The sequence below is a fragment of the Hydrogenophaga atypica genome (assembly GCF_042665215.1).
In the GTDB taxonomy this organism is placed as follows: domain Bacteria; phylum Pseudomonadota; class Gammaproteobacteria; order Burkholderiales; family Burkholderiaceae_C; genus Hydrogenophaga; species Hydrogenophaga defluvii_A.
Genome location: NZ_JBHTCA010000004.1, coordinates 143,968 through 168,997 on the forward strand (window position 1 = coordinate 143,968; position 25,030 = coordinate 168,997).

General features: G+C 65.2%; 23 protein-coding genes and 1 pseudogene. 6 read left to right on the forward strand and 18 right to left on the reverse strand.

Annotated features, from left to right (window positions below; translation table 11 throughout):
- Positions 1–24: 24 nt before the first annotated feature.
- From ccoG to ACFQPB_RS07395, 7 genes are all read right to left on the reverse strand, one after another.
- A complete protein-coding gene (gene ccoG, locus ACFQPB_RS07365; protein ID WP_382222018.1) occupies positions 25–1,395 on the reverse strand; it encodes a cytochrome c oxidase accessory protein CcoG in 1,371 nt (456 codons plus the stop codon).
- A 129-nt stretch (positions 1,396–1,524) separates the two neighbouring features.
- Entirely contained in the window at positions 1,525–2,436 is a 912-nt protein-coding gene (gene ccoP / locus ACFQPB_RS07370) for a cytochrome-c oxidase, cbb3-type subunit III (RefSeq protein WP_382199103.1), read from the reverse strand.
- A gap of 27 nt (positions 2,437–2,463) precedes the next feature.
- A complete protein-coding gene (locus ACFQPB_RS07375) occupies positions 2,464–2,610 on the reverse strand; it encodes a cbb3-type cytochrome oxidase subunit 3 (protein ID WP_382199104.1) in 147 nt (48 codons plus the stop codon).
- Between the two features lie 12 nt (positions 2,611–2,622).
- Entirely contained in the window at positions 2,623–3,246 is a 624-nt protein-coding gene (ccoO, locus tag ACFQPB_RS07380) for a cytochrome-c oxidase, cbb3-type subunit II (RefSeq protein WP_382221310.1), read from the reverse strand.
- Between the two features lie 10 nt (positions 3,247–3,256).
- The gene (ccoN, locus tag ACFQPB_RS07385) at positions 3,257–4,714 is read right to left on the reverse strand and encodes a cytochrome-c oxidase, cbb3-type subunit I (protein ID WP_382199106.1); all 1,458 of its coding nucleotides are present in this window, start codon (positions 4,712–4,714) and stop codon (positions 3,257–3,259) included.
- A 68-nt stretch (positions 4,715–4,782) separates the two neighbouring features.
- Positions 4,783–4,920: a cbb3-type cytochrome oxidase assembly protein CcoS gene (gene ccoS / locus ACFQPB_RS07390; RefSeq protein ID WP_382199108.1), complete on the reverse strand. Its 138-nt coding sequence runs from the start codon at positions 4,918–4,920 to the stop codon at positions 4,783–4,785.
- Positions 4,921–4,937: 17 nt separating this feature from the next.
- Positions 4,938–7,322 carry a heavy metal translocating P-type ATPase gene (locus ACFQPB_RS07395; RefSeq protein ID WP_382221313.1) on the reverse strand — a complete coding sequence of 795 codons (2,385 nt, stop codon included), beginning with the start codon at positions 7,320–7,322 and terminating at the stop codon, positions 4,938–4,940.
- A 127-nt stretch (positions 7,323–7,449) separates the two neighbouring features.
- Between ACFQPB_RS07395 and ACFQPB_RS07400 the strand changes: the two genes are divergently transcribed.
- The gene (locus ACFQPB_RS07400; protein ID WP_382221316.1) at positions 7,450–7,893 is read left to right on the forward strand and encodes a universal stress protein; all 444 of its coding nucleotides are present in this window, start codon (positions 7,450–7,452) and stop codon (positions 7,891–7,893) included.
- 113 nt (positions 7,894–8,006) lie between these two features.
- Here the strand turns inward: ACFQPB_RS07400 and ACFQPB_RS07405 are convergent, their stop codons facing one another.
- The 6 genes from ACFQPB_RS07405 to ACFQPB_RS07430 form a co-directional block, all read right to left on the reverse strand.
- Positions 8,007–9,548: a malonate--CoA ligase gene (locus ACFQPB_RS07405; protein WP_382221317.1), complete on the reverse strand. Its 1,542-nt coding sequence runs from the start codon at positions 9,546–9,548 to the stop codon at positions 8,007–8,009.
- Positions 9,549–9,569: 21 nt separating this feature from the next.
- Entirely contained in the window at positions 9,570–10,580 is a 1,011-nt protein-coding gene (locus ACFQPB_RS07410) for a Bug family tripartite tricarboxylate transporter substrate binding protein (protein ID WP_382221319.1), read from the reverse strand.
- Positions 10,581–10,635: 55 nt separating this feature from the next.
- The gene (locus ACFQPB_RS07415; protein ID WP_382221322.1) at positions 10,636–12,117 is read right to left on the reverse strand and encodes a malonyl-CoA decarboxylase domain-containing protein; all 1,482 of its coding nucleotides are present in this window, start codon (positions 12,115–12,117) and stop codon (positions 10,636–10,638) included.
- Positions 12,114–12,797 (reverse strand): GntR family transcriptional regulator, encoded by a 684-nt coding sequence (locus ACFQPB_RS07420; RefSeq protein ID WP_382221324.1) that lies wholly within the window; start codon positions 12,795–12,797, stop codon positions 12,114–12,116. Before ACFQPB_RS07420 ends, ACFQPB_RS07415 begins: the two co-directional genes overlap by 4 nt.
- Positions 12,798–12,960: 163 nt before the next feature.
- Complete coding sequence (gene lgt / locus ACFQPB_RS07425) at positions 12,961–13,755, reverse strand: prolipoprotein diacylglyceryl transferase (protein ID WP_382221327.1); 795 nt, start codon at positions 13,753–13,755, stop codon at positions 12,961–12,963.
- Positions 13,749–14,666, reverse strand: a complete 918-nt coding sequence (locus tag ACFQPB_RS07430) for a LysR family transcriptional regulator (protein WP_382221329.1) — start codon at positions 14,664–14,666, stop codon at positions 13,749–13,751. Before ACFQPB_RS07430 ends, lgt begins: the two co-directional genes overlap by 7 nt.
- A gap of 106 nt (positions 14,667–14,772) precedes the next feature.
- On the opposite strand from ACFQPB_RS07430, the gene ilvD reads away from it, so the two are divergent.
- A complete protein-coding gene (gene ilvD / locus ACFQPB_RS07435) occupies positions 14,773–16,467 on the forward strand; it encodes a dihydroxy-acid dehydratase (protein WP_382221331.1) in 1,695 nt (564 codons plus the stop codon).
- 72 nt (positions 16,468–16,539) lie between these two features.
- Here the strand turns inward: ilvD and ACFQPB_RS07440 are convergent, their stop codons facing one another.
- A complete protein-coding gene (locus ACFQPB_RS07440) occupies positions 16,540–16,845 on the reverse strand; it encodes a TIGR04438 family Trp-rich protein (RefSeq protein WP_382221334.1) in 306 nt (101 codons plus the stop codon).
- Positions 16,846–16,900: 55 nt separating this feature from the next.
- Here ACFQPB_RS07440 and ACFQPB_RS07445 point away from each other — a divergent pair, with 55 nt between their 5' ends.
- Positions 16,901–17,206 (forward strand): c-type cytochrome, encoded by a 306-nt coding sequence (locus ACFQPB_RS07445; RefSeq protein WP_382221336.1) that lies wholly within the window; start codon positions 16,901–16,903, stop codon positions 17,204–17,206.
- Between the two features lie 64 nt (positions 17,207–17,270).
- Here ACFQPB_RS07445 and acs read toward each other — a convergent pair whose 3' ends face one another.
- Complete coding sequence (acs, locus tag ACFQPB_RS07450) at positions 17,271–19,265, reverse strand: acetate--CoA ligase (RefSeq protein ID WP_382221339.1); 1,995 nt, start codon at positions 19,263–19,265, stop codon at positions 17,271–17,273.
- Between the two features lie 179 nt (positions 19,266–19,444).
- On the opposite strand from acs, the gene ACFQPB_RS07455 reads away from it, so the two are divergent.
- The 3 genes and pseudogenes from ACFQPB_RS07455 (at position 19,445) to murI (ending at position 22,403) form a co-directional block, all read left to right on the forward strand.
- Positions 19,445–20,044, forward strand: coding sequence for a TIGR00645 family protein (locus ACFQPB_RS07455; RefSeq protein ID WP_382221342.1), 600 nt, complete (start codon positions 19,445–19,447; stop codon positions 20,042–20,044).
- Positions 20,045–20,072: 28 nt separating this feature from the next.
- On the forward strand, positions 20,073–21,623 hold the full coding sequence (locus ACFQPB_RS07460) for a fumarate hydratase (protein WP_382221344.1): 1,551 nt from the start codon (positions 20,073–20,075) through the stop codon (positions 21,621–21,623).
- A pseudogene (gene murI / locus ACFQPB_RS07465) lies at positions 21,623–22,403 on the forward strand (glutamate racemase). The gene ACFQPB_RS07460 and the pseudogene murI overlap by 1 nt, the downstream one beginning before the upstream one ends.
- On the opposite strand, the gene ACFQPB_RS07470 reads toward murI, so the two are convergent.
- From ACFQPB_RS07470 to ACFQPB_RS07480, 3 genes are read right to left on the reverse strand one after another with little or no spacing between them, the layout of a single operon-like run.
- Positions 22,386–22,916, reverse strand: coding sequence for a YgjP-like metallopeptidase domain-containing protein (locus tag ACFQPB_RS07470; protein ID WP_382221346.1), 531 nt, complete (start codon positions 22,914–22,916; stop codon positions 22,386–22,388). The pseudogene murI and the gene ACFQPB_RS07470 sit on opposite strands and share 18 nt — an antisense overlap.
- A complete protein-coding gene (locus tag ACFQPB_RS07475; RefSeq protein ID WP_382221349.1) occupies positions 22,916–24,217 on the reverse strand; it encodes an MFS transporter in 1,302 nt (433 codons plus the stop codon). Before ACFQPB_RS07475 ends, ACFQPB_RS07470 begins: the two co-directional genes overlap by 1 nt.
- Positions 24,218–24,249: 32 nt before the next feature.
- Positions 24,250–24,876 (reverse strand): DUF6806 family protein, encoded by a 627-nt coding sequence (locus tag ACFQPB_RS07480; protein ID WP_382221352.1) that lies wholly within the window; start codon positions 24,874–24,876, stop codon positions 24,250–24,252.
- Positions 24,877–25,030 lie beyond the last annotated feature (154 nt).

The following is a 25,030-nucleotide window of genomic DNA, read 5'->3' on the forward strand; positions in this document are numbered from 1 at the left end:
GGGGGTCTTTCTAAACGGGCAAGTTCAGCGTGGCACCAGGAATACGGCTTTTTCGCTCACCTGGGCCACATCGGCCCCGGTGGAGCGAACGTCGAAATGGATGGGGTGCGAGCCCGGCGCCACGCCCGGCGGCACCTGCACACGCACGGCCACCGAACGCACTTCGGTCGAGCGCACTTCAATGCTGGTCTCGGAAGCGATCGTGACCCCCTCCAGGCCGCTCACGGCCAGCTGGTAAGACTGGGTCGATTCGGTGGCGTTCATCACCTGCAGGCGGTACACGTTTTCAATGCGGCCCTGCTCCACCAGGCGCGCCAGCGCGCCACGGTCGCGGATCACGTCCACCTTCAGCGGCGTGCGCATGAACAGGCTCACGCCCACGGCCACACAGATCAGGCCCAGGATGGCGGTGTACACCAGCACACGCGGGCGCACCGCACGTTTGATGATTTCGGCTTGTGTCCAGCCATTGGCCACCGCGTTCTGGGTGGAATAGCGGATGAGGCCCCGTGGGTAGCCCACCTTATCCATCACGTCATCGCACACGTCGATGCAGGCCGCGCAGCCGATGCATTCGTACTGCAGGCCTTTGCGGATGTCGATGCCGGTGGGGCAGACCTGCACACACAGGGTGCAGTCCACACAAGACCCGAGGCCCAAGGCCTTGGGATCGGCCTTCTTGGAGCGCGCACCACGTGGCTCACCACGTTTTTCGTCGTAGGTGACGATGAGCGTGTCCTTGTCGAACATGGCGCTCTGGAAGCGCGCATACGGGCACATGTATTTGCACACCTGCTCGCGCATGAAACCGGCGTTGCCGTAGGTGGCAAAACCATAAAAGAAAATCCAGAAGGTCTGCCACGGGCCCAAGGCACCGGCCAGGGTCAGTGCACTGAGTTCACGGATGGGCGTGAAGTAGCCCACAAAGGTGAACCCGGTCCACAAGGACAACACGATCCAGAGCGTGTGCTTGAGCGATTTTTTGCCCAGCTTGCGGACCGACATGGCTGACTCGTCCAGCCGTATGCGGGCCGAGCGGTCACCTTCGACCTTGCGCTCTATCCAGAGAAAAATTTCGGTGTAAACGGTTTGAGGACAGGCGTAGCCGCACCACACCCGCCCAGCCACCGCCGTGAACAGGAACAAGGCCAGCGCCGAGATGACCAGCAGGCCGGTGAGGTAGATGAAATCCTGCGGGTACAGGACCAGGCCAAAAATGAAGAAGCGGCGCGCTTCCAGATCGAAGAGCACCGCCTGGCGTGCGTTCCATTCCAGCCAAGGCAGCCCGTAAAAAACCAGCTGCGTCAGCCACACCAGCGCCCAACGCCATTTGACGAACAAGCCCTGCACCGAGCGCGGATAAATCTTCTTGCTCTTTTCGTACAGGGACACCATCACCTCGTCCGCACCGTCGGGTGCCACCGGCGTGATGGGGATGACCTTGCTGTTGCTGTCGCTGGTGCTCACGGGAACGTCTGCTTTCTGGGGGAGCGCCCGTTGGGACGCTCCACTCGGGGGGCCGGGTTACTTGGCGGCGGGCTTGTTGGACAGGCCCCACACATAGGCCGTCAGCACGTGGATCTGCTCATCGCTGAGCTTGCCCTTTTGTGCCGGCATCACGTTGTGCTTGCCTTCGTTGACCATCTTGATGATGGCGTCGGCACCCCAGCCATGCAGCCACACGGCGTCGGTCAGGTTGGGTGCGCCCATGGCGGTGTTGCCCTTGCCGTCCATGCCGTGGCAGGCGGCGCAGGCACCGAACTTGGACTTGCCCAGCGAGGCCTGGATGGAGTCGTGCGGGCTGCCCGAGAGGCTCAACACATACTGGGCCAGGTTGCGCACGTCTTCGGCCGAACCCACCGCAGCGGCCATGGGTGGCATGACGCCCTGGCGGCCTTCGTTGAGGGTGGTCTTGATCGCGTCGGGCGCACCGCCCCACAGCCAGTCGGCATCGGCGAGGTTGGGAAAGCCCTTGCTGCCGCGTGCGTCAGAGCCGTGGCACTGGGCGCAGTTGTTCATGAACAGGCGCTCACCCACGGCCATGGCCTGGGCGTCACCCGCCAGCTGCTCGGGCGGCTGGCCATTGAACTTGGCGTACAAGGGCGCCGTCGAATCGACCGCCTTTTTCACCTCATCGGTGTGCTGCCCGGCGGACGACCAGTTCAGCGTGCCCTGGAATTTGCCCAGGGTGGGGTACAGCGCCGCGTACACAAAACCAAAGACGCAGGTGAGGATGAACAGGTAAATCCACCACCGGGGCAGCGGGTTGTTCATTTCACGCAGGTCTTCGTCCCAAACGTGGCCGGTGGTGTTGTCGCTGCTGGCGTTGACCTTGGTGGTGCCCGAGATCCACAACAGGATCAGACAGGCAATGATGCTGACCACGGTCAGCCCGGCCACATACAGGTGCCAGAATTCGCTTGTGAAGTCGCTCATGATGTTTTTCCTTGTGCGTTGCGCGGCTCAGCGGTCCTGCTCATCTTCGAACGGGAGCTGGGCGGCGGCTTCGAAGTCGGCCTGGTTGCGACGCGACCAGGCCCACGCCACGATGCCCACAAAAAGCAGCAGGCTCAGCACGGTGACCGCGCTGCGGAAGTCGTTGATGTCCATGGCGCCGACCCCTTACTTGACAGCGGTGCCCAGCACCTGCAGATAGGCCACCAGGGCGTCCATTTCGGTCTTGCCCTTGACCGACTCGATCGAGCCGGCAATTTCCTCGTCGGTGTAGGGCGCGCCCAGTGTGCGCAGCACGGCCATGCGCTTGGGCAGGTCGGCACCACCCACGGGGGCCTTCTCCAGCCACGGGTAAGCGGGCATGTTGGACTCGGGCACCAGGTCGCGCGGGTTGTTCAGGTGGATGCGGTGCCACTCGTCGTTGTAGCGACCACCCACACGGGCCAGGTCAGGGCCGGTGCGCTTGGAACCCCACTGGAACGGGCGGTCGTACACAAACTCGCCGGCCACCGAATAGGGGCCATAACGCAGCGTCTCGGCGTGGAAGGGGCGGATCATCTGCGAGTGGCAGTTGTAGCAACCCTCACGCACATAAATGTCGCGCCCGGCAATCTGCAGCGCGGTGTAGGGCTTGAGGCCTTCCACCGCCTGTGTGGTGGACTTCTGGAAGAACAGCGGCACGATTTCCACCAGACCACCCACGGCCACCACCAAGGTGATGAGCACGATCATCAGGAAGTTGTTGGTTTCGATCCGCTCGTGGGTGAAACCCTTGATTTCTTTGTCAGCCATGGTCAGGTCCTCAAGCGTGTGCGGGGTTGACGGCGGGAATGCGCACCTCGGGCACGCCACCGGCTTTGAGACCGGCGCTGGCCGTCTTCCAGACGTTCCAGGCCATGACCAGCATGCCGCCCAGGTAGAGCAGGCCACCCAACAAACGGATGACGTAGAACGGGAAGGTGGCCTTGACCGACTCGACGAAGGTGTAGGTCAGGCTGCCGTCGGCGTTGACCGAGCGCCACATCAGGCCCTGCATCACACCGGCAATCCACATGGCGGCGATGTACAGCACGATGCCGATGGTGGCGACCCAGAAGTGCAGTTCGATGGCAGGCACCGAGTACATCTTCTTCTGGCCAAACAGGCGCGGAATCAGGTAGTACATCGAACCCATGGTCACCAGGCCCACCCAGCCCAGGGCACCCGAGTGCACGTGGCCCACGGTCCAGTCGGTGTAGTGGCTCAAGGCGTTGACGGTCTTGATCGACATCATCGGGCCTTCGAAGGTGGACATGCCGTAGAACGACAGGGACACGATCAGGAAGCGCAGGATGGGGTCGTCACGCAGTTTGTGCCAGGCGCCCGACAGGGTCATGATGCCGTTGATCATGCCGCCCCAGCTGGGGGCCAGCAGGATGAGCGAGAAGACCATGCCGATGGACTGCGCCCAGTCGGGCAGCGCGGTGTAGTGCAGGTGGTGTGGGCCGGCCCACATGTAGGTGAAGATCAGCGCCCAGAAGTGGACGATGGACAGGCGGTAGCTGTAAACGGGGCGCTCGGCCTGCTTGGGGATGAAGTAATACATCATGCCCAGGAAGCCGGCGGTGAGGAAAAAGCCCACCGCGTTGTGGCCGTACCACCACTGCACCATGGCGTCCTGCACACCGGCGTAGACCGAGTAGGAATGCAGCAGACCGGTGGGCAACTGGATGTTGTTGAAAATGTGCAGCAAGGCCACGGCGATGATGAAGGCGCCGAAGAACCAGTTGGCCACGTAGATGTGGCGCACCTTGCGGATGCCGATGGTGCCGAAGAACACGATGGCATACGACACCCAGACCACCGCAATCAGCAGGTCGATGGGCCAAATCAGTTCAGCGTATTCCTTGCCTTGGGTGTAGCCCAGCGGCAGAGACACAGCGGCCAGCACGATCACCCCTGTCCAGCCCCAGAAGGTGAAGGCGGCAAGTTTGTCGGAAATCAGCCGTGTCTGGCAGGTGCGTTGCACCACGTAGTAGCTGGTGGCGAACAGGCCGCTGCCACCGAAGGCAAAAATCACGGCGTTGGTGTGCAACGGGCGCAAACGACCGTAGCTCAACCAGGAAATGCCCAGGTTCAGCTCTGGCCACGTGAGCTGGGCGGCAATGATGACGCCCACCAACATGCCGACGACGCCCCAGACGATGGTCATGATGGCAAATTGCCTGACCACCTTGTCGTTGTAGACCGCCGCCTGGGCGGTCTTCGAGTTCACAGACATACAGAAACTCCTCTCAATAATCCTGCGCCGAGTGTCACCGGCAGATACATATCAGGGATTGACCTAGGTCAATCGCCATCCAGAATGCGCTCGCCCTCGCGCTCCACGTGGTCGAACTGGCCACTGTGCAAGGCCCACCAGAACAAGGCAATGATGCCCAGCACCAGCACCACCGAGAGCGGAATCAACAAGTAAAGAACGTCCATGGGGATAGGGCTCCAGATCAGCCGGCCACCGGGGCAGGCATGGGCGCCGCAGCGACCGGTGTTGCGGCCTCACCACGGCGGGACAGCCGCAAAGCGTTGGCAATGACAAACAAGGAGCTGGCGGCCATGCCCAGCCCCGCCAGCCAGGGGGGCATCCAGCCCAACAGCGCCAGCGGCACACACACGGCGTTATAGACGCCAGCCCACACCAGGTTCTGGCGCACGATGCGCATGGTGGCGCGTGATTGGACCAGCGCGTCGGCCACATCGGCCAGGCGCCCCCCCTGCAACACCAAGTCCGACTGCGCCTGCGCCAGCGGCAGGGCGTGGCCGAGCGCCATGGAGGCGTTGGCACGCGCCAGCACCGGGCCGTCGTTGAGGCCATCGCCCACCATGGCGACTTTGTGACCTTGGGCCTGAAGCGCCAGCAGTTCGGCCAGCTTTTGTTCGGGGCTGGCACCGGCCACCACGTGGGTGATGCCCACCGCCCGCGCAATGCGCCAGGCCGCCGCCTCGTGGTCGCCCGAGATCAGCCACGTTTGTACGCCACTGGCCTGCAACCGCGCCACCGTGGCGGCGGCGTCGGGGCGCAGCGATTCGTCAAGCACAAACGTGGCCAGCCAGCCCTGGGCATCGGTCAGGTGGGCATGTGGCGCCTCGGGCGCCGGCACGCCATGTGCCGCCAGCACCTGCTCATCCAGCCCACAAAAGCGGGCAGACCCCAGGCGCAGTTCGCTGCCGTCAGAGCGCTGCCACAACAAACCCTGCCCGGCGAATTCGGTGACCGTGCCCGCGACCTGCGCGTGCTCACCCGCAGCACCGGCAATGGCGCGCGACACCGGGTGGCGCGAGGCGCCCGCCAGCGGTCGCGCCCACGCCAGCGCCTGCTCGCGCGCAACGCCGGGGCGGGTGAACACGGCCGTCAGCCGGGCCTGGTCGTCGGTGAGGGTGCCGGTCTTGTCGAACACCACCACGTCCACACCGTCCAGCGCCTCAAACGCCTGCAGGCGCCGCACCAGCACGCCCTTGCGCGCCAATGCACCGGCCGAGGCCAGCATTGCCGCTGGCGTGGCCAGCGACAAGGCGCAGGGGCAGGTCACGATCAACACCGCCACGGCGGTGGCCATGGCGCGGTGCGCATCGGTGTCCCACCAGTACCAGGCGGAAAAAGCGGCGGCCAGCAACACCAACATCAGAAAGGGCGCCGCGATGCGATCGGCCAGCACCGCCAGACGCGGTTTTTCGGTCGCAGCGCGCTCCATCAAGGCCACAATTTGGGCAAAACGGGTATCGGCACCCACCGCCGTCAGGCGCACGCGGACCGGACCGGCCAAATTGAAGCTGCCCGCCACCAGCGCCTCGCCAACAACGCGGTGCACCGGGCGCGCCTCGCCGGTCAGCAAGGCTTCGTCCACGCTGGCCAAAGGGTCAAGCAGCACGCCGTCGCCCGGGAAAGCCTGGCCCACCGGGATGCGCACCACATCGTTTTGCCGCAAGCGGCGCACCGCCACCTGCTCCCAGCGGCCATCGGCCAGTTCGCGCTCGCAGGTTTCGGGCAGGCGGCTGACCATGGCATCCAGCGCACCGGCCGTGCGGTCGCGCGCCTTCAGTTCCAGGTAGCGACCGCCGAGCAGAAAAAACACGAACATGGTCAGCGAATCGAACCACACCTCGGAACCCCACGGGCCGGTGGGCTCCAGTGTGGCTGCCGTGCTGACAAAAAACGTGACCAGAATGCCCACCGACACCGGTGTGTCCATGCCCACCCTGCCCTGTTTGAGATCGCGCCAAGCCCCACCCAGGAACGGACCACTGGCGAACAACAGCACCGGCACGCTGACGATCCAGCTGCCCCAGTTGAGCAGCTGGGCGATGTCCGGCGGTATCTCGCCCGGCTCGCTCACGTAGGCGGGCCACGCGTACATCATCACCTGCATCATGCAGAAGCCCGCCACAAACAGGCGCCACAAGGCTTTGCGGGTTTCGGCCAAACGCTGCCCCAGGCTGAGCGCCTGCGAGAGCGGCAACACGCGGTAGCCGCTGCGGCCCACCGCCTGCGCCAGTTCCGACAGGCGAATCTGAGCCGGGTCCCAATGCAGGCGCAGGCGCCGGCTGGCGGCGTTGACCTCGGCACGCAACACGCCGGGCTGGCCGTTGAGCACGGCTTCGACCGTGTCGGCACAGGCGGCGCAGTACATGCCCTGCACCACCAGCAGCGACTCGGCCGCACCACTGCGGCTGGTGTCGGGGGCTTCGGTGAAGCTGCGCTGCTCCTCTGGGTCGTCCAGCCCGCTGAAGTCGTCCGTCACATCCAGCTGACCGACGGGCAAGGCCGGGCCGCCGATGCGGGAGGCACCGTCAGGCAGTGGCAGGTCTGCGCTTGTGCTGGCGGCGTCTGACATGGGGGGCAAGCTTAGTCCAGTTCACCCTGATCGCGCTTGACATACGTCAACACGCGACTTTGCCATGGTGTTAATCTTTTTCTGGTCCAGGCTCGGCCTGCCCTTCCCAACGACTGAGGACACAACCATGTACAAGCGCATCCTGGTGGCCACCGACGGCTCCAAACTCTCGCAAAAGGCGGTCGAACACGGCCTGGGTCTGGCCGACATCACCGGCGCAGAGGTGGTGGCCTTGAAGGTGATTCCCCGCTACCCACAAACCTACTTCGAAGGCGGGGTGGCGTTGGCTGCCTCCGAGATCAGCAAGATCGAGGCGCAGTGGCAGGCCGAGGCCATGGAGGTGGTCAACGCCGTCAAGGCCGCTGGCCAGAAGCGCGAGGTCAAGGTCAAGGCCATCACCGCCAAGTCCGACCTGGTGGCCGAGGCCATCATTGCCGCCGCCAAGCGCAGCAAGTGCGACCTGATCATCATGGCCTCACACGGTCGCAAAGGACTCAAGCGGCTGCTGCTGGGCAGCGAGACCACCCATGTGCTGACGCACTCGCACATTCCTGTCCTCGTGCTCCGATAAATCCCCCCCGCGCCACCTTCGGCGTCACCCCCCAGGGGGCAACGCGAGCGGCCTGGCGGAGCCAGATCCGCCGCGTTCCCGGATCGGACACGCGCTCCGGTCTGGGTTCTTGCTCAAGCGAACAGGGATTTGTGCTGTTCGCGCAGCAGGTTTTTCTGCACCTTGCCCATGGTGTTGCGTGGCAGTTCGGCCACCACAAAACAGCGCTTGGGGATCTTGAAGTTGGCCAGTTGGGCTTTGAGGGCTGCGATGATCTGATCGCCATCCACCTTGGCGCCCGGTTTGGGGATGACCACCGCCACGCCCACCTCACCAAAGTCCGGGTGGGGCACACCGATCACAGCGCTTTCGGCCACGCCGGGCATGTCGTTGATGTAGCCCTCGATTTCTGCCGGGTAGACGTTGTAGCCGCCGCTGATGATGAGGTCTTTGCTGCGGCCCACGATGGTCACGTAGCCACGCTCGTCCACCTTGCCCACGTCGCCGGTCTTGAAGAAACCGTCGTCGGTGAACTCCTCGGCCGTCTTCTCGGGCATGCGCCAGTAGCCCTTGAAGATGTTCGGGCCCTGCACCTGGATGCCGCCAATCTCGCCCACCGGCAAGGCTTTGCCATCGTCACCCAACACACGCAGCTCCACGCCTGGCAGCGGGAAACCCACCGTGCCGCCCCGGCGCTCGGTCTGGCCACCAAAACGCGCATCGGCGGCGTAGGGGTTGGAGGTGAGCATGGCGGTTTCGCTCATGCCATAACGCTCCAGAATGGTGTGGCCGGTGCGCTCCTGCCACGCCTTGAAGGTCTCGATCAACAGCGGTGCCGAGCCTGAGATGAACAGCCGCATGTGGGCGGTGGCCTCGCGCGTCAGCCCCGATTCGCCCAACATGCGCACATACAGCGTGGGCACCCCCATGAACACGGTGGCCTGCCGCATCCAGGCAATGGCCTGCTTGGGGTCGAACTTGGCCATCCACAACATCTTGCTGCCGTTGAGCAAGGCGCCGTGCAGCGCCACAAACAGACCGTGCACATGGAAGATGGGCAGCGCGTGGATGAGCACGTCGCCCGGCTTCCAGCCCCAATAGGTTTTGAGCACACGCGCGTTGGACAGCAAGTTGTTGTGCGAGAGCATGGCCCCCTTGCTGCGCCCGGTGGTGCCGCTGGTGTAGAGGATGGCGGCCAGGTCGTCGGGGCCGCGCGCCACCACCGTGTGCTGGTCACTGCAATGGGCGGCGCGCTCCAGCAGGCTGCCGGTGCGGTCGTCGCCCAGCGTGAACACGTGTTGGGTACCCGCCTTGAACGCGATCTTGCTCATCCAGCCAAAGTTCGCCGGCGAACACACCACCACCGCCGGTTCGGCGTTGGTGACGAAGTAGTCGATCTCGGCGCTCTGGTAGGCGGTGTTGAGCGGCAGGAACACGTGGCCGGCGCGCAGCGTGGCCAGATAGAGCACCACCGCCTCCACCGACTTTTCCACCTGCACCGCGATGCGCGAAGCGGGCGGGATGTCCAGCGATCCGAGCAGGTTGGCCACCATGGCGGTGGCGCGATCGATGTCACGCCACGAATAGCTCAGGCCCCCATCGGTTTCGATGGCGGTGCTGTCGAGATCGGCGAGAAAAGCGGCCCGCAAGGCCGCGAAGAGGTTGTGTTGGCTCATATCCGTGAAGTGAGGGAGGAATCAGTCAAACTTTGCGCCCGAGGCCTTGACGACCGTGGCCCAGCGCTTGACTTCGTTGCCCACAAACGACCCGAACTGCGGGGGCGTCATGGTGCTGAATTCGGCGCCGTTGCCGGCCCAGATGGTCTTGAGTTCATCGCTGGCGCCACAGCGGCGGATTTCTTCGGCGATGCGGGCCACCACATCGGCCGGTGTGCCCTTGGGCGCCCAGATGCCGTACCAGGTGCTCACCGTGTAGTCGGGCAGGCCCACTTCGGCGGCCGAAGGCACATCGGGAAAAGCCGGGTTGCGTTTGTTGCCCGACACCATCAGCGCCTTGACGCGCCCACCCTTGATGTGAGCGGCAGACGACCCCAGGCCGTCGAACATCACATCCACCTGCCCGCCCACCAGGTCGCGCAGCGCCGGGCCGGCGCCGGTGTAAGGAATGTGGGTAATGAAGGTCTTGCTTTGCTGCTTGAACAACTCGCCCGCCAGGTGGTGCGACGTGCCGGTACCAGCCGAGCCGTAGTTGAACTTGCCGGGACTCTTTCGCACCAGCTCCAGGAAGCCCTTCATGTCGGCCACCGGCACGTTCTTGGGGTTGACCACGACCACCTGCGGCACGTTCGCCACCAGGGCGATGGGCACGAAATCCTTCTCGATGTCGTAGTCGAGCTTGGGGTACATGGACGGCGCGATGGCGTGGTGCACCGCACCCATGAAAAGGGTGTAGCCATCGGCCGGCGCCTTGGCCGCGATGCCCGCGCCCAGCGTGCCGCCAGCGCCGCCTCGGTTGTCCACAATCAGTTGCCGCCCGGTGAGTTTGGCGAACTGCGCCGACAGCGGACGTGCAAATGCGTCGGTGCCGCCGCCTGCCGGGAAAGGCACCACCAGGTTGACCGGTTTGCTGGGCCAGGTGGACTGCGCGTGGGCATGCCCGAAGGCGCCCAGCACACCCAGGCCGGCACTGGCTCCGGCCAAGGCAGAGGCATGGCGCAGCAGCGCGCGGCGGTCGAAAGAAGGGTTCATGGTTTGTCTCCGTCGTTGTGATGGCCGGGAACACCCCGGCGGGTGAAAGAACGGTTCAGGCTTTCAGCAAGTCCTCGACCTCGCTGGACATCGGGATGCGCCCTTGCGCCAGCTGGGCACGGTGGCGGTCCAGCCGCTTGAGATCGTAGAGGTAGTTCACCATCAGGCCATAAGACTGCTTGAGGCCTTTGGCCGAGGGGTCGCCGGCCCAGTTGAGCCGTTCCACGCGGGCGCCGTTGCCCAGGTGGAAACGCGCCACCGGGTCCAGCGGCTTGCCCTCTTGCCACTGCGTGCCGAGGTAGCGCGCGGCAGCCCCCATCAGAAAGCGGCGCAATGGCGACTTGGTGTCCAGCGCCAGCGGTTTGTCGAGTGCGCCCAACACGTGTTCGGCGGCGGGTGGCTCAAAGCCCACGGCGCGGCCCAGCTCGGCACGCGGCTTGTCGCCCAGCGCCGCCAGCTCGGCCCCGATCTGGCGGCCCAGCCAGGCACGGAAACCCGGGATGGGCGAGAGCGTGGCAAAGGTCTTGAGCTGGGGGAATTCCTGCTTGAGCGTGTCCACCACGTTTTTGATCAGCGAGTCACCAAAACTCACCCCACGCAAACCCACCTGGGTGTTGCTGATGGAGTAAAAAATGGCGGTGGTGGCTTTCTTCAGATCGGCCGCCGCCGCCGATTCGTCCAGCAAAGGCTCGATGTCGCTGGCAATGGCATCCACCAACGCCACCTCCACAAAAATCAGCGGGACGCCCGGCAAACGCGGGTGGAAAAAGCCGTAGCAGCGGCGGTCGCTGTCCAGGCGGTTCTTCACGTCGGCCCAGCTGCGGATGTCGTGCACCGCCTCGTACTGGATGAGCTTTTCAATCAGCGAAGCGGGCGAATCCCAGCTGATGCGCTTGAGTTCCAGAAAACCCACATCGAACCAGGTGGAGAACATGTACTCCATCTCCACGTCCAGCGCGAGCAGGCGCTTGTCGCCCTTGAGGTGGGGCTGCATCTCGGCACGCATCTCCACCAGAAACACCACCCCACCGGGGTAGACGCTGAAGCGCTGCAGCAGGCGCCGGCGGGGCGACACGGTGGCACGGCGGTAGTGCACTTCGGCAGCGGCCTCGTCGGGTGTGCCCAGCGCCGCCGCGTAGCGGGCCTGTGCGTCGGCCGTTTTTTTGGGGTCGGCCACGAACATCTCGCTCATCAGCAGCCACAGGTCGCGCCGGCGTTCGGGTGTGGCCCCCAGGTACAGCTGGGCCATGGCCTCGGCACGGCGCCCGCCTTCCACCTCGCTCACGCGCGGATCGATGATGGCGCGCAGCTCCTCCAGCGTGCGTCGCAGCATGCGCGGTGACATGGCCTCGTCGCCCTGGCGCAAGGTGGCGGCCAGGCGGTCACGGGTGGAACGCGCGGCGGGCTTGCCACGGCCCGGCGTGGGCGGTGGGCTGGCACCGGCGGGCGTGCTCGTGGCCGGCGCAGTGGCCGCTTTGCCCTTGCCGGGCAACAGGCTGGAGACCCGCCGGCCAATCCAGTCGGTGGTGGTGTTCATGGCATCAGGCTCCGGGGTTGTTGGCGCGAGAGTTCACGCAGCGCCTCGCGCTGGCGCAGCAAGTGGGTGCGCATGGCCGCCTCGGCACCGCAGTTGTCGCGCGCCTGCAGCGCGGCAAACACCGCCATGTGCTCAGACAGGCTTTGCTCCAGCCGCCCCGGCACCTGCAGCGACTGCTGGCGCGACAGGCGCAATATCTTGCGCAGATCGGCGATCACCTGCGCCAGCCAGCGGTTGTCGGCGAGCTGGATGATGGCCTCGTGGATGACGTGGTTGGCCTCGTAGTAGGCGGCGATCTGGCCAGCGGCGGCGCAATCGCGCAGGCGTTGGTGCATCCCGTCCAGCACCCGCAGATCGGCGTCGTTCACGCGCGACGCGGCCTCAAACGCACAGCGCCCTTCCAACAAGGCGATGACCGGAAAAATCTCGTCCAGGTCGCGTTCCGTCACCTGGTTGACGAAGCAGCCCCGGCGCGGCTCGTGGCGCATCAGGCCTTCGGCGGTGAGCACCTTGAGTGCCTCGCGCAGCGGCGTGCGCGAAATGGCCAGGCGCTCGCACAGCGCGGGCTCGTCCACAAACGCCCCCGGGGGCAGCTCACCGCTGTAGATCAGCTCGCGCAGCCGCACTGCCACGTCTTCGTGCAGCGACAAAGGGGCGGTGGTGGTGTTTGAAATGGCCATAATTTTCTGTAATTACGAGAAATTACAAACGACCTGCTCTGCTTTGTCAAGCAAGCTGTTGGCGGCGTTGGGCCGCCCACTGAGGCGGCGCCCTGGTCAACGGCCCTGACGGGGTTAGGGAGAAAAGTGGCGGGCGATCAAGAGGCGCGGCGAGTTGTCAGATTCAGCCTCTGCGCGACGCCCACACACCCATGACCAAGCCCGCCAGAACCATGGGCACACACAGCCATTGGCCCATGCTCAGGCCCAGCCCGAGCAGGCCCAGGTGGGCGTCGGGCTCGCGGAAGAATTCCGCAATGAAGCGGAAGCTGCCGTAGCCCACCAGAAAGGCCGCGCTGACCTGGCCGGTTTTGCGCGGGCCACGCGCGTACAGCCACAGCAACACAAACAACAACACGCCTTCCAGCAGGAACTGGTAGACCTGCGAGGGGTGGCGCGGCAGATCGCCCGCACCGCGGAACACCATGGCCCAGGGCAGCGACGGATCGGCCACACGGCCCCACAGTTCGCCGTTGATGAAGTTGCCCACCCGCCCGGCCGCCAGACCGGTGGGCACACAGGGCGCCACGAAGTCCATCACCTGCAGCCAGGGCCGCTGGCGCGAGCGAGCAAACCACACCATGGCCAGCAACACGCCGAGCAGCCCGCCGTGAAAGCTCATGCCGCCTTGCCACACGGCCAGGATTTCCAGCGGGTTGGCGAGGTAGTAGGCCGGCTTGTAGAACAGGCAATAGCCGATGCGCCCGCCCAGCACCACGCCCAGCACGCCCAGGAACAGGATGTCCTCCACGTCACGCCGCGTCCATTGCGGCAGGGACACAAACGGCGGGTGTTGCAAGCGGCGCGTGCCCAGCCACATGAAGAGGCCAAACGCGGCCAGGTAGGTCAGGCCATACCAATGGATGGCCACGGGGCCGAGCTGCAATGCGACCGGATCGATCTGGGGGTGTATCAGCATGCGGGCGATTGTGCCTGTTCACGCACAAAGCCCACGAAGCGCGCCAGCGCCGGGCGCGGCTCGCCCTGCGCCCACACCAGCCGGGTTTCGCAGCGGGGCACGCCGGCCTGCGCCCACTCGCGGTAGACCACGCCGCTGCGCTCGAAGCGGGTGACGCTGCGTGGCACCCAGGCCACGCCGATGCCGGCCGCCACCAGGTTGACGATGGTCTGCATCTGGATCGCCTCCTGTGCCACCTGGGGCGAGTGGCCATGCGCGTGGTAAAGCGCAAACAGCGCGTCGAAGATGGACGGCAGTATTCGGCGCGGGAACAGCACCAGCGGCTGCGCCAGCACCTGAGGTGCGCTCAGGCGGCGGGTACTGGCCAGCGGGTGCGCGGCGGGGATGGCCAGCACCAGGGGTTCTTCGGCCACCGGCAGCGAGGCCAGGCTGGCGGGCACAAAACCAGGCGAATGCAGCAGCACGCCGGCATCGATTTCGCCCCGCTCCAGGGCAGCCAACTGCACGTCGCCCGTGGCTTCGATGAGGTCCAGGGCCACGCCGGGCGAGTGGGCGCGAAAACCACGCACCCAATGCGGCAGCAACTCAAAGCCCACAGGCGACACAAAGGCCAGCCGCAGACGGCCGACCTCCCCGGCCGCTGCCGCCTGCGCCACCCCTGGCAAACGCTGCGCGCGGGCCAACAGCTCGCGCGCCTCAGGCAGCAAGGCCTCGCCTGCCGGGCTCAGGGCCACGTGGCGGCGGCTGCGCTCAAACACGCGCACACCCAGCACGGCCTCCAGCTGCGCGATGGCCTGGGTCAGAGGTGGCTGGGTCATGTGCAGCCGCGCAGCCGCACGGCCGAAGTGCAGCTCTTCGGCCAACACCACAAATTGGCGCCACACGCGCAGATCTATCGTCACCTCACTCATACACCAAGCATATCAATAAGCCCTGCAAAATGGATTGGAAGCAATCACGGGCAGGGCGCAAAATGTCGCCTTTCTCCACACCGTCCCCCACACCTCAGAGCCCGCCATGGAAACCAAACCGATCCAGATCAACCGCCGCAGCGCCAACATCACCGAAGGCAAGTCGCGCGCGCCCAACCGTTCCATGTACTACGCCATGGGCTACGAGGAAGGCGACTTCAAGAAGCCCATGGTGGGTGTGGCCAACGGCCACAGCACCATCACGCCTTGCAATTCGGGCTTGCAAAAGCTGGCCGATGCGGCCATCGCAGGCATCGAGGAGGCCGGCGGCAACGCCCAGGTGTTTGGCACGCCCACCATTTCGGACGGCATGGCCATGGGCACCGAAGGCATGAAGTACTCGCTGGTCAGCCGCGAAGTCATCAGCGACTGCATTGAAACCTGCGTGGGCGGCCAGTGGATGGACGGTGTGCTGGTGGTGGGCGGCTGCGACAAGAACATGCCCGGCGGCCTGATGGGCATGCTGCGCGCCAACGTGCCCGCCGTCTACGTGTACGGCGGCACCATCCTGCCCGGCTCGTACAAGGGCAAAGACCTGAACATCGTCAGCGTGTTTGAGGCCGTGGGTGAAAACGCGGCCGGCAAACTCAGCGACTTTGACCTCCACGAGATCGAAAAACGCGCCATTCCCGGTACCGGCTCGTGTGGCGGCATGTACACCGCCAACACCATGTCGTCGGCCTTCGAGGCCCTGGGCATCTCCCTGCCCTACTCCTCCACCATGGCCAACCCGCACGACGAGAAGATGAACTCGGCCAAGGAGTCGGCCAAGGTGCTGATCGAGGCCATCAAGAAAGACATCAAGCCGCGCGACATCGTCACCAAAAAGGCCATCGAGAACGCGGTGGCCGTGATCATGGCCACCGGCGGCTCCACCAACGCGGTGCTGCACTTCCTGGCCATCGCCCACGCCGCCGGTGTGGAATGGACCATCGACGACTTCGAGCGCATCCGCCAACGCACCCCCGTGTTGTGCGACCTCAAGCCCAGCGGCCAGTACCTGGCGGTGGACCTGCACCGCGCCGGCGGCATCCCGCAGGTCATGAAGCTGTTGCTCAATGCCGGCCTGCTGCACGGCGACTGCATCACCATCACCGGCCAGACCATCGCCGAAGTCCTCAAGGACGTGCCCGACCAGCCACGTGCCGACCAGGACGTGATCCGCCCCATCAGCAACCCCATGTACGCACAAGGCCACCTGGCCATCCTCAAGGGCAACCTCAGCCCCGAGGGCGCCGTGGCCAAGATCACTGGCCTGAAGAACCCGGTCATCACCGGCCCCGCTCGCGTGTTCGACGATGAACAATCGGCCCTCGCCGCCATCCTGGCCGGCAAAATCAAAGCCGGCGACGTGATGGTGCTGCGCTACCTGGGCCCCAAGGGTGGCCCCGGCATGCCCGAGATGCTGGCCCCCACCGGTGCGCTCATCGGTGCCGGCCTGGGTGAGAGTGTCGGCCTCATCACCGATGGCCGCTTCTCGGGCGGCACCTGGGGCATGGTGGTGGGCCACGTGGCACCCGAGGCCGCGGCCGGTGGCACCATCGCCTTCGTCAACGAAGGCGACAGCATCACCATCGACGCGCACAAGCTGGTGCTGGAACTCAACGTGAGCGAAGCCGAACTGGCCAAACGCCGCGAAGGCTGGACAGCACCCGCACCGCGCTACACGCGTGGTGTGCAGGCCAAGTTCGCGTTCAACGCATCAAGCGCCAGCAAAGGCGCTGTGCTGGACGACTACTGATCTGCGGCACCGGTCCAGACACAGGCCGCCAGCCCCACGTGGGCTCGGCGGCCTTTTTTTGCCCGGTGCGGCTCACTTGGGCCGCTGGATCTGCCCCATGTTTTTTTTCAGCCGCTGGATGCGGTCATCGTGGCGCTTGGCGTCTTTTTCCATGCGTTTGCGTTTGGTGTAGCCCGACAAGTCGGCCCATGTCCACCACACGATGGCCAAGCCCAGGGGAATCATGGTTTGCCACCAGGCCCACTCAGCCACAGGGCCAAATTCAAGCCATTTGAGCAGCATCAACAACAGACCCAACGCCAAAAACCACATCATCGACTCCATCGTCTCGGGCACCGCCCGCAGGAAATTTGAGTTGGCCCAGGAACCGCCGCGCAAGGGGCGACTCCTAGAATGGCGGCAAACACCGCACCATGACCTGAAGGATACCGCGATGAAACACATTTTGACGATAGCGTTGCTCGGCAGCCTGGCCGCAACGCCCGCCCTGGCCAACGAGGCGCTCGCCAAGAGCAAACAGTGTGTGGCCTGCCACGCCGTGGACAAGAAGTTGGTGGGACCGGCCTACAAGGACATCGCCAAAAGGTACGCCGGTCAAGGCGATGCGGCAGCCAAACTTGCCGCCAAGATCGTGACCGGTGGCGCCGGCACCTGGGGCGCGGTGCCCATGCCAGCCAACACCCAGGTCAACCAGGCCGAGGCGCTTCAACTCGCGAACTGGGTCCTGGGCCTGAAATAAACAAGGCGCCACCCAACATACAAAACGCCCGCAGCTGCGGGCGTTTTGCTTGGGAGGTTGGCGATCAGTTGTTCTCGGACAGCTGATCCAGAATCGCTGGGTTCTCCAAGGTGGAGGTGTCTTGCGTGATGGCCTCGCCCTTGGCGATGCCACGCAGCAGGCGGCGCATGATCTTGCCGCTGCGGGTCTTGGGCAGGTTGTCACCGAAGCGGATGTCCTTGGGCTTGGCGATGGGGCCAATTTCTTTGCCCACCCAGTCGCGCAGGATCTTGGCGATGGCCTTGGCCTCTTCGCCCGTGGGGCGCGGGCGCTTGAGCACCACAAAAGCCACAATCGCCTCGCCGGTCAGGTCGTCGGGACGGCCCACCACAGCGGCTTCGGCCACCAGATCGGTTTTGGCCACCAGAGCCGATTCGATTTCCATCGTGCCCATGCGGTGGCCCGAAACGTTGAGCACGTCGTCGATGCGACCGGTGATGCGGAAGTAGCCCCGGTCGGCGCTGCGCACAGCACCATCGCCGGCCAGGTAAAAACCTTTGAGCTCCTCAGGGAAGTAGCTCTTCTTGAAACGCTCCGGGTCACCCCAGATGGTGCGGATCATGGACGGCCAGGGGCGCTTGACGACCAGGATGCCACCCGAGCCGTTGGGCATGTCGTGGCCGGCTTCGTCGACGATGGCGGCGGCAATGCCCGGCAGCGGCAGCGTGCACGAACCCGGCACCAGTGGCGTGGCGCCAGGCAGCGGGGTGATCATGTGGCCACCGGTTTCGGTCTGCCAGAACGTGTCCACGATGGGGCAACGCTCGCCACCCACGTGTTTGTAGTACCACATCCAGGCTTCGGGGTTGATGGGTTCGCCCACCGAGCCCAACAGGCGCAGGCTGCTCAAGTCGGACCGCGCGGGGTGCACTTTTTCGTCGCCTTCAGCGGCCTTGATCAGCGAGCGGATGGCCGTGGGCGCGGTGTAGAAGATGGTGCACTTGTGGCGCTCGATCATCTGCCAGAAACGGCCAGCGTTCGGGAACGTGGGCACACCTTCGAACACGATCTGCGTGGCGCCAGCGGCCAGCGGGCCGTAGGCCACGTAGCTGTGGCCGGTGATCCAGCCGATGTCGGCGGTGCACCAGAAAATGTCGTTGGGCTTCAGATCGAAGGTCCAGTCCATGGTCAGCTTGGCCCACAACAGGTAGCCGCCGGTGCTGTGCTGCACGCCCTTGGGCTTGCCGGTGGAGCCCGAGGTGTAGAGCACAAACAGCGGGTGTTCGGCACCCACCATTTCGGCCGGGCAGTCGGTGGACTGGCCCGCCATCACCTCGTGCATCAGGCTGTCGCGGCCGGCCACCATGTTGCAAGCGGTGGGCGTGCGCTGAAACACGATCACGTCTTTCACACACTCGCAGCCACCCAGGGCGATGCCCTCGTCCACGATGGCCTTGAGCGGCAGCTCCTTGCCGCCGCGCAGCTGGTAGTTGGCGGTGATCACAGCCACGGCACCGGCGTCCTGGATACGTTCCTGCAAGGCCTTGGCCGAGAAGCCACCAAACACCACACTGTGGGTGGCACCGATGCGGGCGCAGGCTTGCATGGCCACCACACCTTCGATGGTCATGGGCATGTAGATGACCACACGGTCACCCTTCTTCACGCCTTTGGCCTTGAGCGCATTGGCGAACTGCGAGACCTTGCCCAGCAGCTCCTTGTAGGTGACCTGGGTGACCTCACCGCCGTCGGCTTCGAAGATGATGGCGGTCTTGTTCTCGACCGGCGTGCCCATGTGTCGGTCGAGGCAGTTGTAGGAAGCGTTCAATTCGCCGTCGTCAAACCACTTGTAGAAAGGCGCGTTGGACTCGTCCAGCGTCTTGGTGAAGGGCTTGTGCCAGCTCAGGTTTTCGCGCGCCAGGCGCGACCAGAAACCTTCCGGGTCCTTGTCGGCCTCGGCGCACAGCGCTTCGTAGGCTGCCATGCCGCCCACACGGGCCGCCGCCACCGTGGCGGCGCTGGGTTCAAACACGCGGTTCTCGATCAGCGTGGACTGGATGGCAGACGATGGTGCGGACATGCTTCGGTCTCCTCGGATGTTGTCGGACAGGGTCGCGTTTGCGGACGGGACGGACTGTGCGGCTGGGCTCTTACGAGCCACTTACACAAGCCCCCAGCCACCGCGCCGGCCGCCCCAGCCACAGGCTGGTGGCGGTCTGCCCACCTACAATAACAGGGCTTTCCCCTACCTTCCAACCCATGTCCAAAGTCCCCCAAAACAAGCCCGCGCCCAGCATGCGCAGCCTGCCCAACCTCATCTTCGCCAGCCGCTGGTTGCAGCTCCCGCTCTACATCGGTCTGATCGCCGCACAAGCCATCTACGTGTTCCATTTCTGGGTCGAACTGGTGCACCTCGTGGAAGCCGCTTTTGGCAACCAGGGCGCACTGGACAAGCTGGTGGCCAGCATTGGCTACAAGAGCGACGTACAACTGACCGGCCTGAACGAAACCATCATCATGCTGGTGGTGCTGGCCCTGATCGACGTGGTGATGATCAGCAACCTGCTGATCATGGTCATCGTGGGTGGCTACGAAACCTTTGTGAGCCGCATGAACCTGGAGAGCCACCCCGACCAACCCGAGTGGCTCAGCCACGTCAATGCCTCGGTGCTCAAGGTCAAGCTGGCCATGTCCATCATCGGCATCAGTTCCATCCACCTGCTCAAGACCTTCATCAACGCCGCCAACTACGACGAGAAGGTGCTGATGTGGCAGACCATCATCCACGTCGTGTTCCTGCTCAGCGCCATGGCCATCGCCTACACCGACAAGCTGATGTCACACGCTGACAAACACTGAGCCTCACCTACCCCATCGGAGCCACGCCATGAGCACCACCATCCGCCAAGCCGACCTCATCGAATCGATTGCCGGCGCCCTGCAGTACATCAGCTACTACCACCCGGCCGACTACATCGCCCACCTGGCCCGCGCCTACGAACGCGAGCAGAGCGCGGCCGCCAAGGATGCGATCGCGCAGATCCTGACCAACAGCAAGATGAGCGCGACCGGCCACCGCCCCATCTGCCAGGACACCGGCATCGTCAACGTGTTCCTGAAAGTGGGCATGGACGTGCGCTGGGAAGGCTTCACCGGCAGCCTGGACGACGCCATCAACGAAGGCGTGCGCCGCGGCTACAACCACCCGGACAACACCCTGCGCGCCAGCGTGGTGGCCGACCCGCAGTTCCTGCGCAAGAACACCAAGGACAACACGCCCGCCGTGATCTTCACCGAGCTGGTGCCCGGCAACACGGTGGAGGTGACCGTGGCCGCCAAAGGCGGTGGCTCGGAAAACAAGAGCAAGATGGTCATGCTCAACCCCGGTGACAACGTGGTGGACTGGGTGCTGAAAACCGTGCCCACCATGGGCGCCGGCTGGTGCCCGCCCGGCATGCTGGGCATCGGCATCGGCGGCACCGCCGAAAAAGCCGTGCTGATGGCCAAGGAAAGCCTGATGGACGACATCGACATGTACGAGCTGCAGGCCAAGGCGTCCAAAGGCGAAAAGCTCGACCGCGTGGAAGAGATGCGCCTGGAGCTGTTTGACAAGGTCAACGCCCTGGGCATCGGCGCGCAGGGCCTGGGTGGCCTGACCACGGTGCTGGACGTGAAGATCAAGATGTATCCCACCCACGCGGCCAGCAAGCCGGTGGCCATGATCCCCAACTGCGCGGCTACGCGCCACGCGCATTTCGTGCTGGACGGCAGCGGCGCGGTCTACCTCGACCCGCCCAGCCTGGACCTGTGGCCCAAGGTCGAGTGGGCACCCGACACCGACAAGAGCGTGCGCGTCAACCTGGACACCCTCACGCCCGCCGAAGTGGCGAGCTGGAAGCCCGGCCAGACCCTGCTGCTCAACGGCAAGATGTTGACCGGCCGCGACGCCGCGCACAAGCGCATCCAGGACATGCTGGCCAAGGGCGAGAAGCTGCCGGTGGACTTCACCAACCGCGTCATCTACTACGTGGGTCCGGTCGATCCGGTCAAGGGCGAGGCCGTGGGCCCCGCCGGCCCCACCACCGCCACCCGCATGGACGGCTTCACCGAGATGATGCTGGCCAAAACCGGTCTGATCGCCATGATCGGCAAGGCCGAACGCGGCCCAGTCGCCATCGAGGCCATCAAGCAGCACAAGAGCGCCTACCTGATGGCCGTGGGCGGCGCCGCCTACCTCGTGTCCAAAGCCATCAAGACCGCCAAGGTGGTGGGCTTCGAGGACCTGGGCATGGAAGCCATCTACGAGTTCGATGTGGTGGACATGCCGGTCACGGTGGCCGTGGATTCGGGCGGCACCAGCGCCCACATCACCGGCCCGGCCGAATGGAGCAAGCGCATCGCTTCGGGCGAATTCAAAGGCATCGCCATCGCGGGTTGATGGCGAACGCGCCCATCGGCGTCTTTGACAGCGGCGTCGGTGGCCTGAGCGTGTTGCGCGCGCTGCGCGCCGAGTTGCCCCACGAACGCTACGTCTACTTCGCCGACAGCGGCCACGCACCCTACGGCGAACGCGGCGACGCGTTCGTGATCGCGCGGTCGCTGGCCATCGCCGAGGGGCTGGTCCGGGACCACCACATCAAGGCCCTCGTGGTGGCCTGCAACACCGCCGGCCATCCACGCGTTGCGACAGCGGCATCCCTTGCTGCCCATCGTGGGCGTGGAGCCTGCGCTCAAGCCGGCGCTGGCGGTGACACGCACAAGGCGGGTGGGCGTCTGGGCCACCCGGGGCACCCTGGGCAGCCCCAAGTTCGCCGCACTGCGCGCTTCTTTGGACGGCCAGGCCACATTCGTCACCCAAGCCTGCGATGGCTTGGCCCTGGCCATCGAACAGCAGGACACCGACCCGGGGCCGGTTCAGGCTTTGTGCGAGCGCTACCTGAGCGCGCTTGGCCACTTCGGCACCAGCGCCGGCGAGATCGACACCCTGGTGCTGGGCTGCACCCACTACGTGTTTGTGCGCGAACAACTGGCAGAACAGCTGGGGCCTGGCGTGACCCTGGTGGACACCGGCGAACCCGTGGCCCGCCAAACCCGCCGCCTGTTGACCAACGCGGGCCGGCTGGCCGACCCGACCGGCCCGGTGCTGCCAGCCGTTGCGTGGCTGGACACAGGCTCGGTCACGCGACTCGCCGCAGCGGCCTCACGCTGGCAGATCTGACGCGGCCCACAACCGCTCACGCCCCCGCTCCAGGTGGATGAGGTACAGGCGCAACTCCAGCTCCAGCTGGTGGTAGTCGGGCAGCATGTGCTGGCACAGCCGGTAGAAGGCCTTGTCGTGTTCACGCTCGCGCAGGTGGGCCAGCTCGTGCACCGCGATCATGTCGAGAAAGGCCAACGGCGCGTCGCGGAACACGGAGCCGATGCGGATCTCGCGCGCCGCCTTGAGCTTGTTGCCCTGCACACGCGACACGCGGGTGTGCAAGCCCAAGGCGTGCTGCACGACATGCAGCTTGCTGTCGAAACAGACGCGGTCCAGGCGCGGCGTCTGGCGCATGTGGGTTTGTCGCAGCCCCTCCACATGGGCGTACAGCGCGCTGTCGTTGCGTTTGCCGTGGGGTTGCGGGTGGCGCGCCAGCAGCCAGGGCGCCAGGCGCCCGCCGTCCAGCAGGCCACGCGCCTGCTGTTGCAACTCGGGGGAATAGGCCGAGAGGTATTTGAGCGGCGCGCTCACTAGGGGGCCTGGGCCGCAGCACGCTCACCGCGCGCCATGTTCACCGGCCACAGCAGCAGCAGGCCCACCACAAACAGCGCGGCCGTGGACAGGATGGCCAAGCGGTGGTTGCCCCCCGTGGCCCAGGTGATGGCCCCGTAGGTCAGCGGGCCAATGATGCTGGCCAGGCGGGTGGCCAGGGTCCACAAACCGTAAAACTCGGCGCGCTGCGCGGGCGGCGCGAGCAGGCCGGCCATGGCCCGCCCCGCTGATTGGCTGGACCCCATGCACAGACCGGCGATGACCGCCGCGTACCAGAACATGCCTTTGGTGGTCGACAGCGCTGCGACCACGCAGGTCACGATCCAGCCGACCAGCGTGATGGCCAGGGCCCGCTTGTGGCCGACGCGGTCCTGACCGTAGCCAAAAGCGAATGCCCCCAACGCGGCGGCGATGTTGAGGGCGAAGATCAGCACCATGGTTTCCTGGGGCGCAAAACCCACCACCTGCTCAGCGTAGATGGCGGCCAGGGTGATGGCCACCGCCACGCCACCCTGGTAGGCCACCGCGCAGCCCATGAGCCACATGAAATCGCGGTAGTGGCGCGCCTGGCGCCAGGTGGCCCGCAGACGGGCGAGCGATGCACGCAGGCCGCTCTGGGCCAAGGCCTGGGGGTTGGCTTGCGCGCGCTCACGCAGCAACGTGAAGGTGAACACCGCGGCCACCGCAAACACCACCGCCGTGATGAGCATGGTGACCGGCACAAAATGGGCGGCCGGCAAGCCGCGCGCTTGCGCCCACAACACGTAACCCAGGCTCAGGCCCAGCGCCAGCATGCCACCCACATAGCCCAGGCTCCAACCCCAGCCACTGACCCGCCCCATGGACTGCGGACGCGCCAGTTCGGGCAAAAAGGCCGCGATCAGCGAATCGCCCCACGAATAAAAGAGGTTGGACAGGATGAGCAGTGCCACAGCCAACGCCACCTCGCCCGGCCCCACCAGCGCAAGTGCGGCGGTGCTCATCACACACCCCACGGTGCTGAGCAGCAGCAACTGCTTCTTGTTGGCCCGCAAATCGGCCAAGGCACCCAAGGTGGGCATGGTCAACATCACGATGGCGTAGGACACGCTCAGGGTGGCTGTCCAAGCGAAGGTGGCCCAGTCCGCACCGCCGGCCACGCCGCCCACGAAGTAAGCGGCAAACACGGCCGTGAGCACAACCGTGGTGTAGCCGGAGTTGGCAAAGTCGTACATGGCCCAACCCAGCACCTCGCGGCGGCGCACACCGGGGTTGAGCGCGCCGGTCAGGCTGTTGGCCATTTGTCGATGTGTCGGTTCGGTGGATCAGGTCATCAGTGCAGGTGGCGCGGCTTGCGTGGGCCACCATGCCCACCCGCCGACCCACCGGGGCCACGCGGCGGGCGGCCCAACTGCATGGAATTGATCAGCGCATCAAATCGGTTGGAGAACAGCTTGTCGATGGCCACGACCACATCGCCCAATTCGGACGCGTCGAAGTGGCGCTCCATGATGTGCACCACGTCCTGCACCAGCAGGTCGCGCTGCACCTGCATGATGGCCGCCGGCGTGGGGCCCACAAAACACATCATGAAATCGTCGCGCGACTCGGCCTCTTCGTCCTCGTTCTCTTCGTCGAACTCGGTGTCGTAGAAGGACACCTCCAGCGCGGCACCGGCGGCGGCGATGTCGTTCAGCGCCATGCAGGTTTCCTCGATCACCTGGCGGAAGTCCTCGTCGCCACTGACCGTCCAGCAGATTTGCAGCAGGTGCTGAGGGGCGTCAAAGCGGATGCCGGGTTCGTCTTCGTAGGCGCTGGCCGCGCCGTCGGCCAACGACTTGGCGCCGGCGTACGCCCACAGCGGCTTGAGGGCTTCCTGAATCTGCGCAAAGGCCACGTCGTCGCGCAGCGGCACGTCGCCGTGGACATGGATCTCGAAGGGGGCGTCGTAAGGGGTCATGGTCTGTACTCTCAAAAATGGCTGGCCGTCACGTCGCCTGGTGCCCCGAACCGGCACCGCCAACCCGCGCCGATCAAGGCTTCACGGGAAAAACGGGGGGATTTCGAGGGCAAACGTCTGCACACGCGAAACCGCCAGATCAGGTCTTGGCTGC

Coding starts and splice junctions, on each gene's coding strand:
- ACFQPB_RS07415 (WP_382221322.1), bottom strand. CDS start 12,117: ATGAACACCACCACCGACTGGATTGGCCGGCGGGTCTCCAGCCTGTTG.
- ACFQPB_RS07445 (WP_382221336.1), top strand. CDS start 16,901: ATGAAACACATTTTGACGATAGCGTTGCTCGGCAGCCTGGCCGCAACG.
- acs (WP_382221339.1), bottom strand. CDS start 19,265: ATGTCCGCACCATCGTCTGCCATCCAGTCCACGCTGATCGAGAACCGC.
- ACFQPB_RS07460 (WP_382221344.1), top strand. CDS start 20,073: ATGAGCACCACCATCCGCCAAGCCGACCTCATCGAATCGATTGCCGGC.
- ACFQPB_RS07410 (WP_382221319.1), bottom strand. CDS start 10,580: ATGAACCCTTCTTTCGACCGCCGCGCGCTGCTGCGCCATGCCTCTGCC.
- ACFQPB_RS07400 (WP_382221316.1), top strand. CDS start 7,450: ATGTACAAGCGCATCCTGGTGGCCACCGACGGCTCCAAACTCTCGCAA.
- ccoO (WP_382221310.1), bottom strand. CDS start 3,246: ATGGCTGACAAAGAAATCAAGGGTTTCACCCACGAGCGGATCGAAACC.
- ACFQPB_RS07375 (WP_382199104.1), bottom strand. CDS start 2,610: ATGGACATCAACGACTTCCGCAGCGCGGTCACCGTGCTGAGCCTGCTG.
- ccoG (WP_382222018.1), bottom strand. CDS start 1,395: ATGGTGTCCCTGTACGAAAAGAGCAAGAAGATTTATCCGCGCTCGGTG.
- ccoP (WP_382199103.1), bottom strand. CDS start 2,436: ATGAGCGACTTCACAAGCGAATTCTGGCACCTGTATGTGGCCGGGCTG.
- ilvD (WP_382221331.1), top strand. CDS start 14,773: ATGGAAACCAAACCGATCCAGATCAACCGCCGCAGCGCCAACATCACC.
- ccoN (WP_382199106.1), bottom strand. CDS start 4,714: ATGTCTGTGAACTCGAAGACCGCCCAGGCGGCGGTCTACAACGACAAG.
- ACFQPB_RS07475 (WP_382221349.1), bottom strand. CDS start 24,217: ATGGCCAACAGCCTGACCGGCGCGCTCAACCCCGGTGTGCGCCGCCGC.
- ACFQPB_RS07480 (WP_382221352.1), bottom strand. CDS start 24,876: ATGACCCCTTACGACGCCCCCTTCGAGATCCATGTCCACGGCGACGTG.
- lgt (WP_382221327.1), bottom strand. CDS start 13,755: ATGCTGATACACCCCCAGATCGATCCGGTCGCATTGCAGCTCGGCCCC.
- ACFQPB_RS07430 (WP_382221329.1), bottom strand. CDS start 14,666: ATGAGTGAGGTGACGATAGATCTGCGCGTGTGGCGCCAATTTGTGGTG.
- ACFQPB_RS07420 (WP_382221324.1), bottom strand. CDS start 12,797: ATGGCCATTTCAAACACCACCACCGCCCCTTTGTCGCTGCACGAAGAC.
- ACFQPB_RS07405 (WP_382221317.1), bottom strand. CDS start 9,548: ATGAGCCAACACAACCTCTTCGCGGCCTTGCGGGCCGCTTTTCTCGCC.
- ACFQPB_RS07395 (WP_382221313.1), bottom strand. CDS start 7,322: ATGTCAGACGCCGCCAGCACAAGCGCAGACCTGCCACTGCCTGACGGT.
- ACFQPB_RS07455 (WP_382221342.1), top strand. CDS start 19,445: ATGTCCAAAGTCCCCCAAAACAAGCCCGCGCCCAGCATGCGCAGCCTG.
- ccoS (WP_382199108.1), bottom strand. CDS start 4,920: ATGGACGTTCTTTACTTGTTGATTCCGCTCTCGGTGGTGCTGGTGCTG.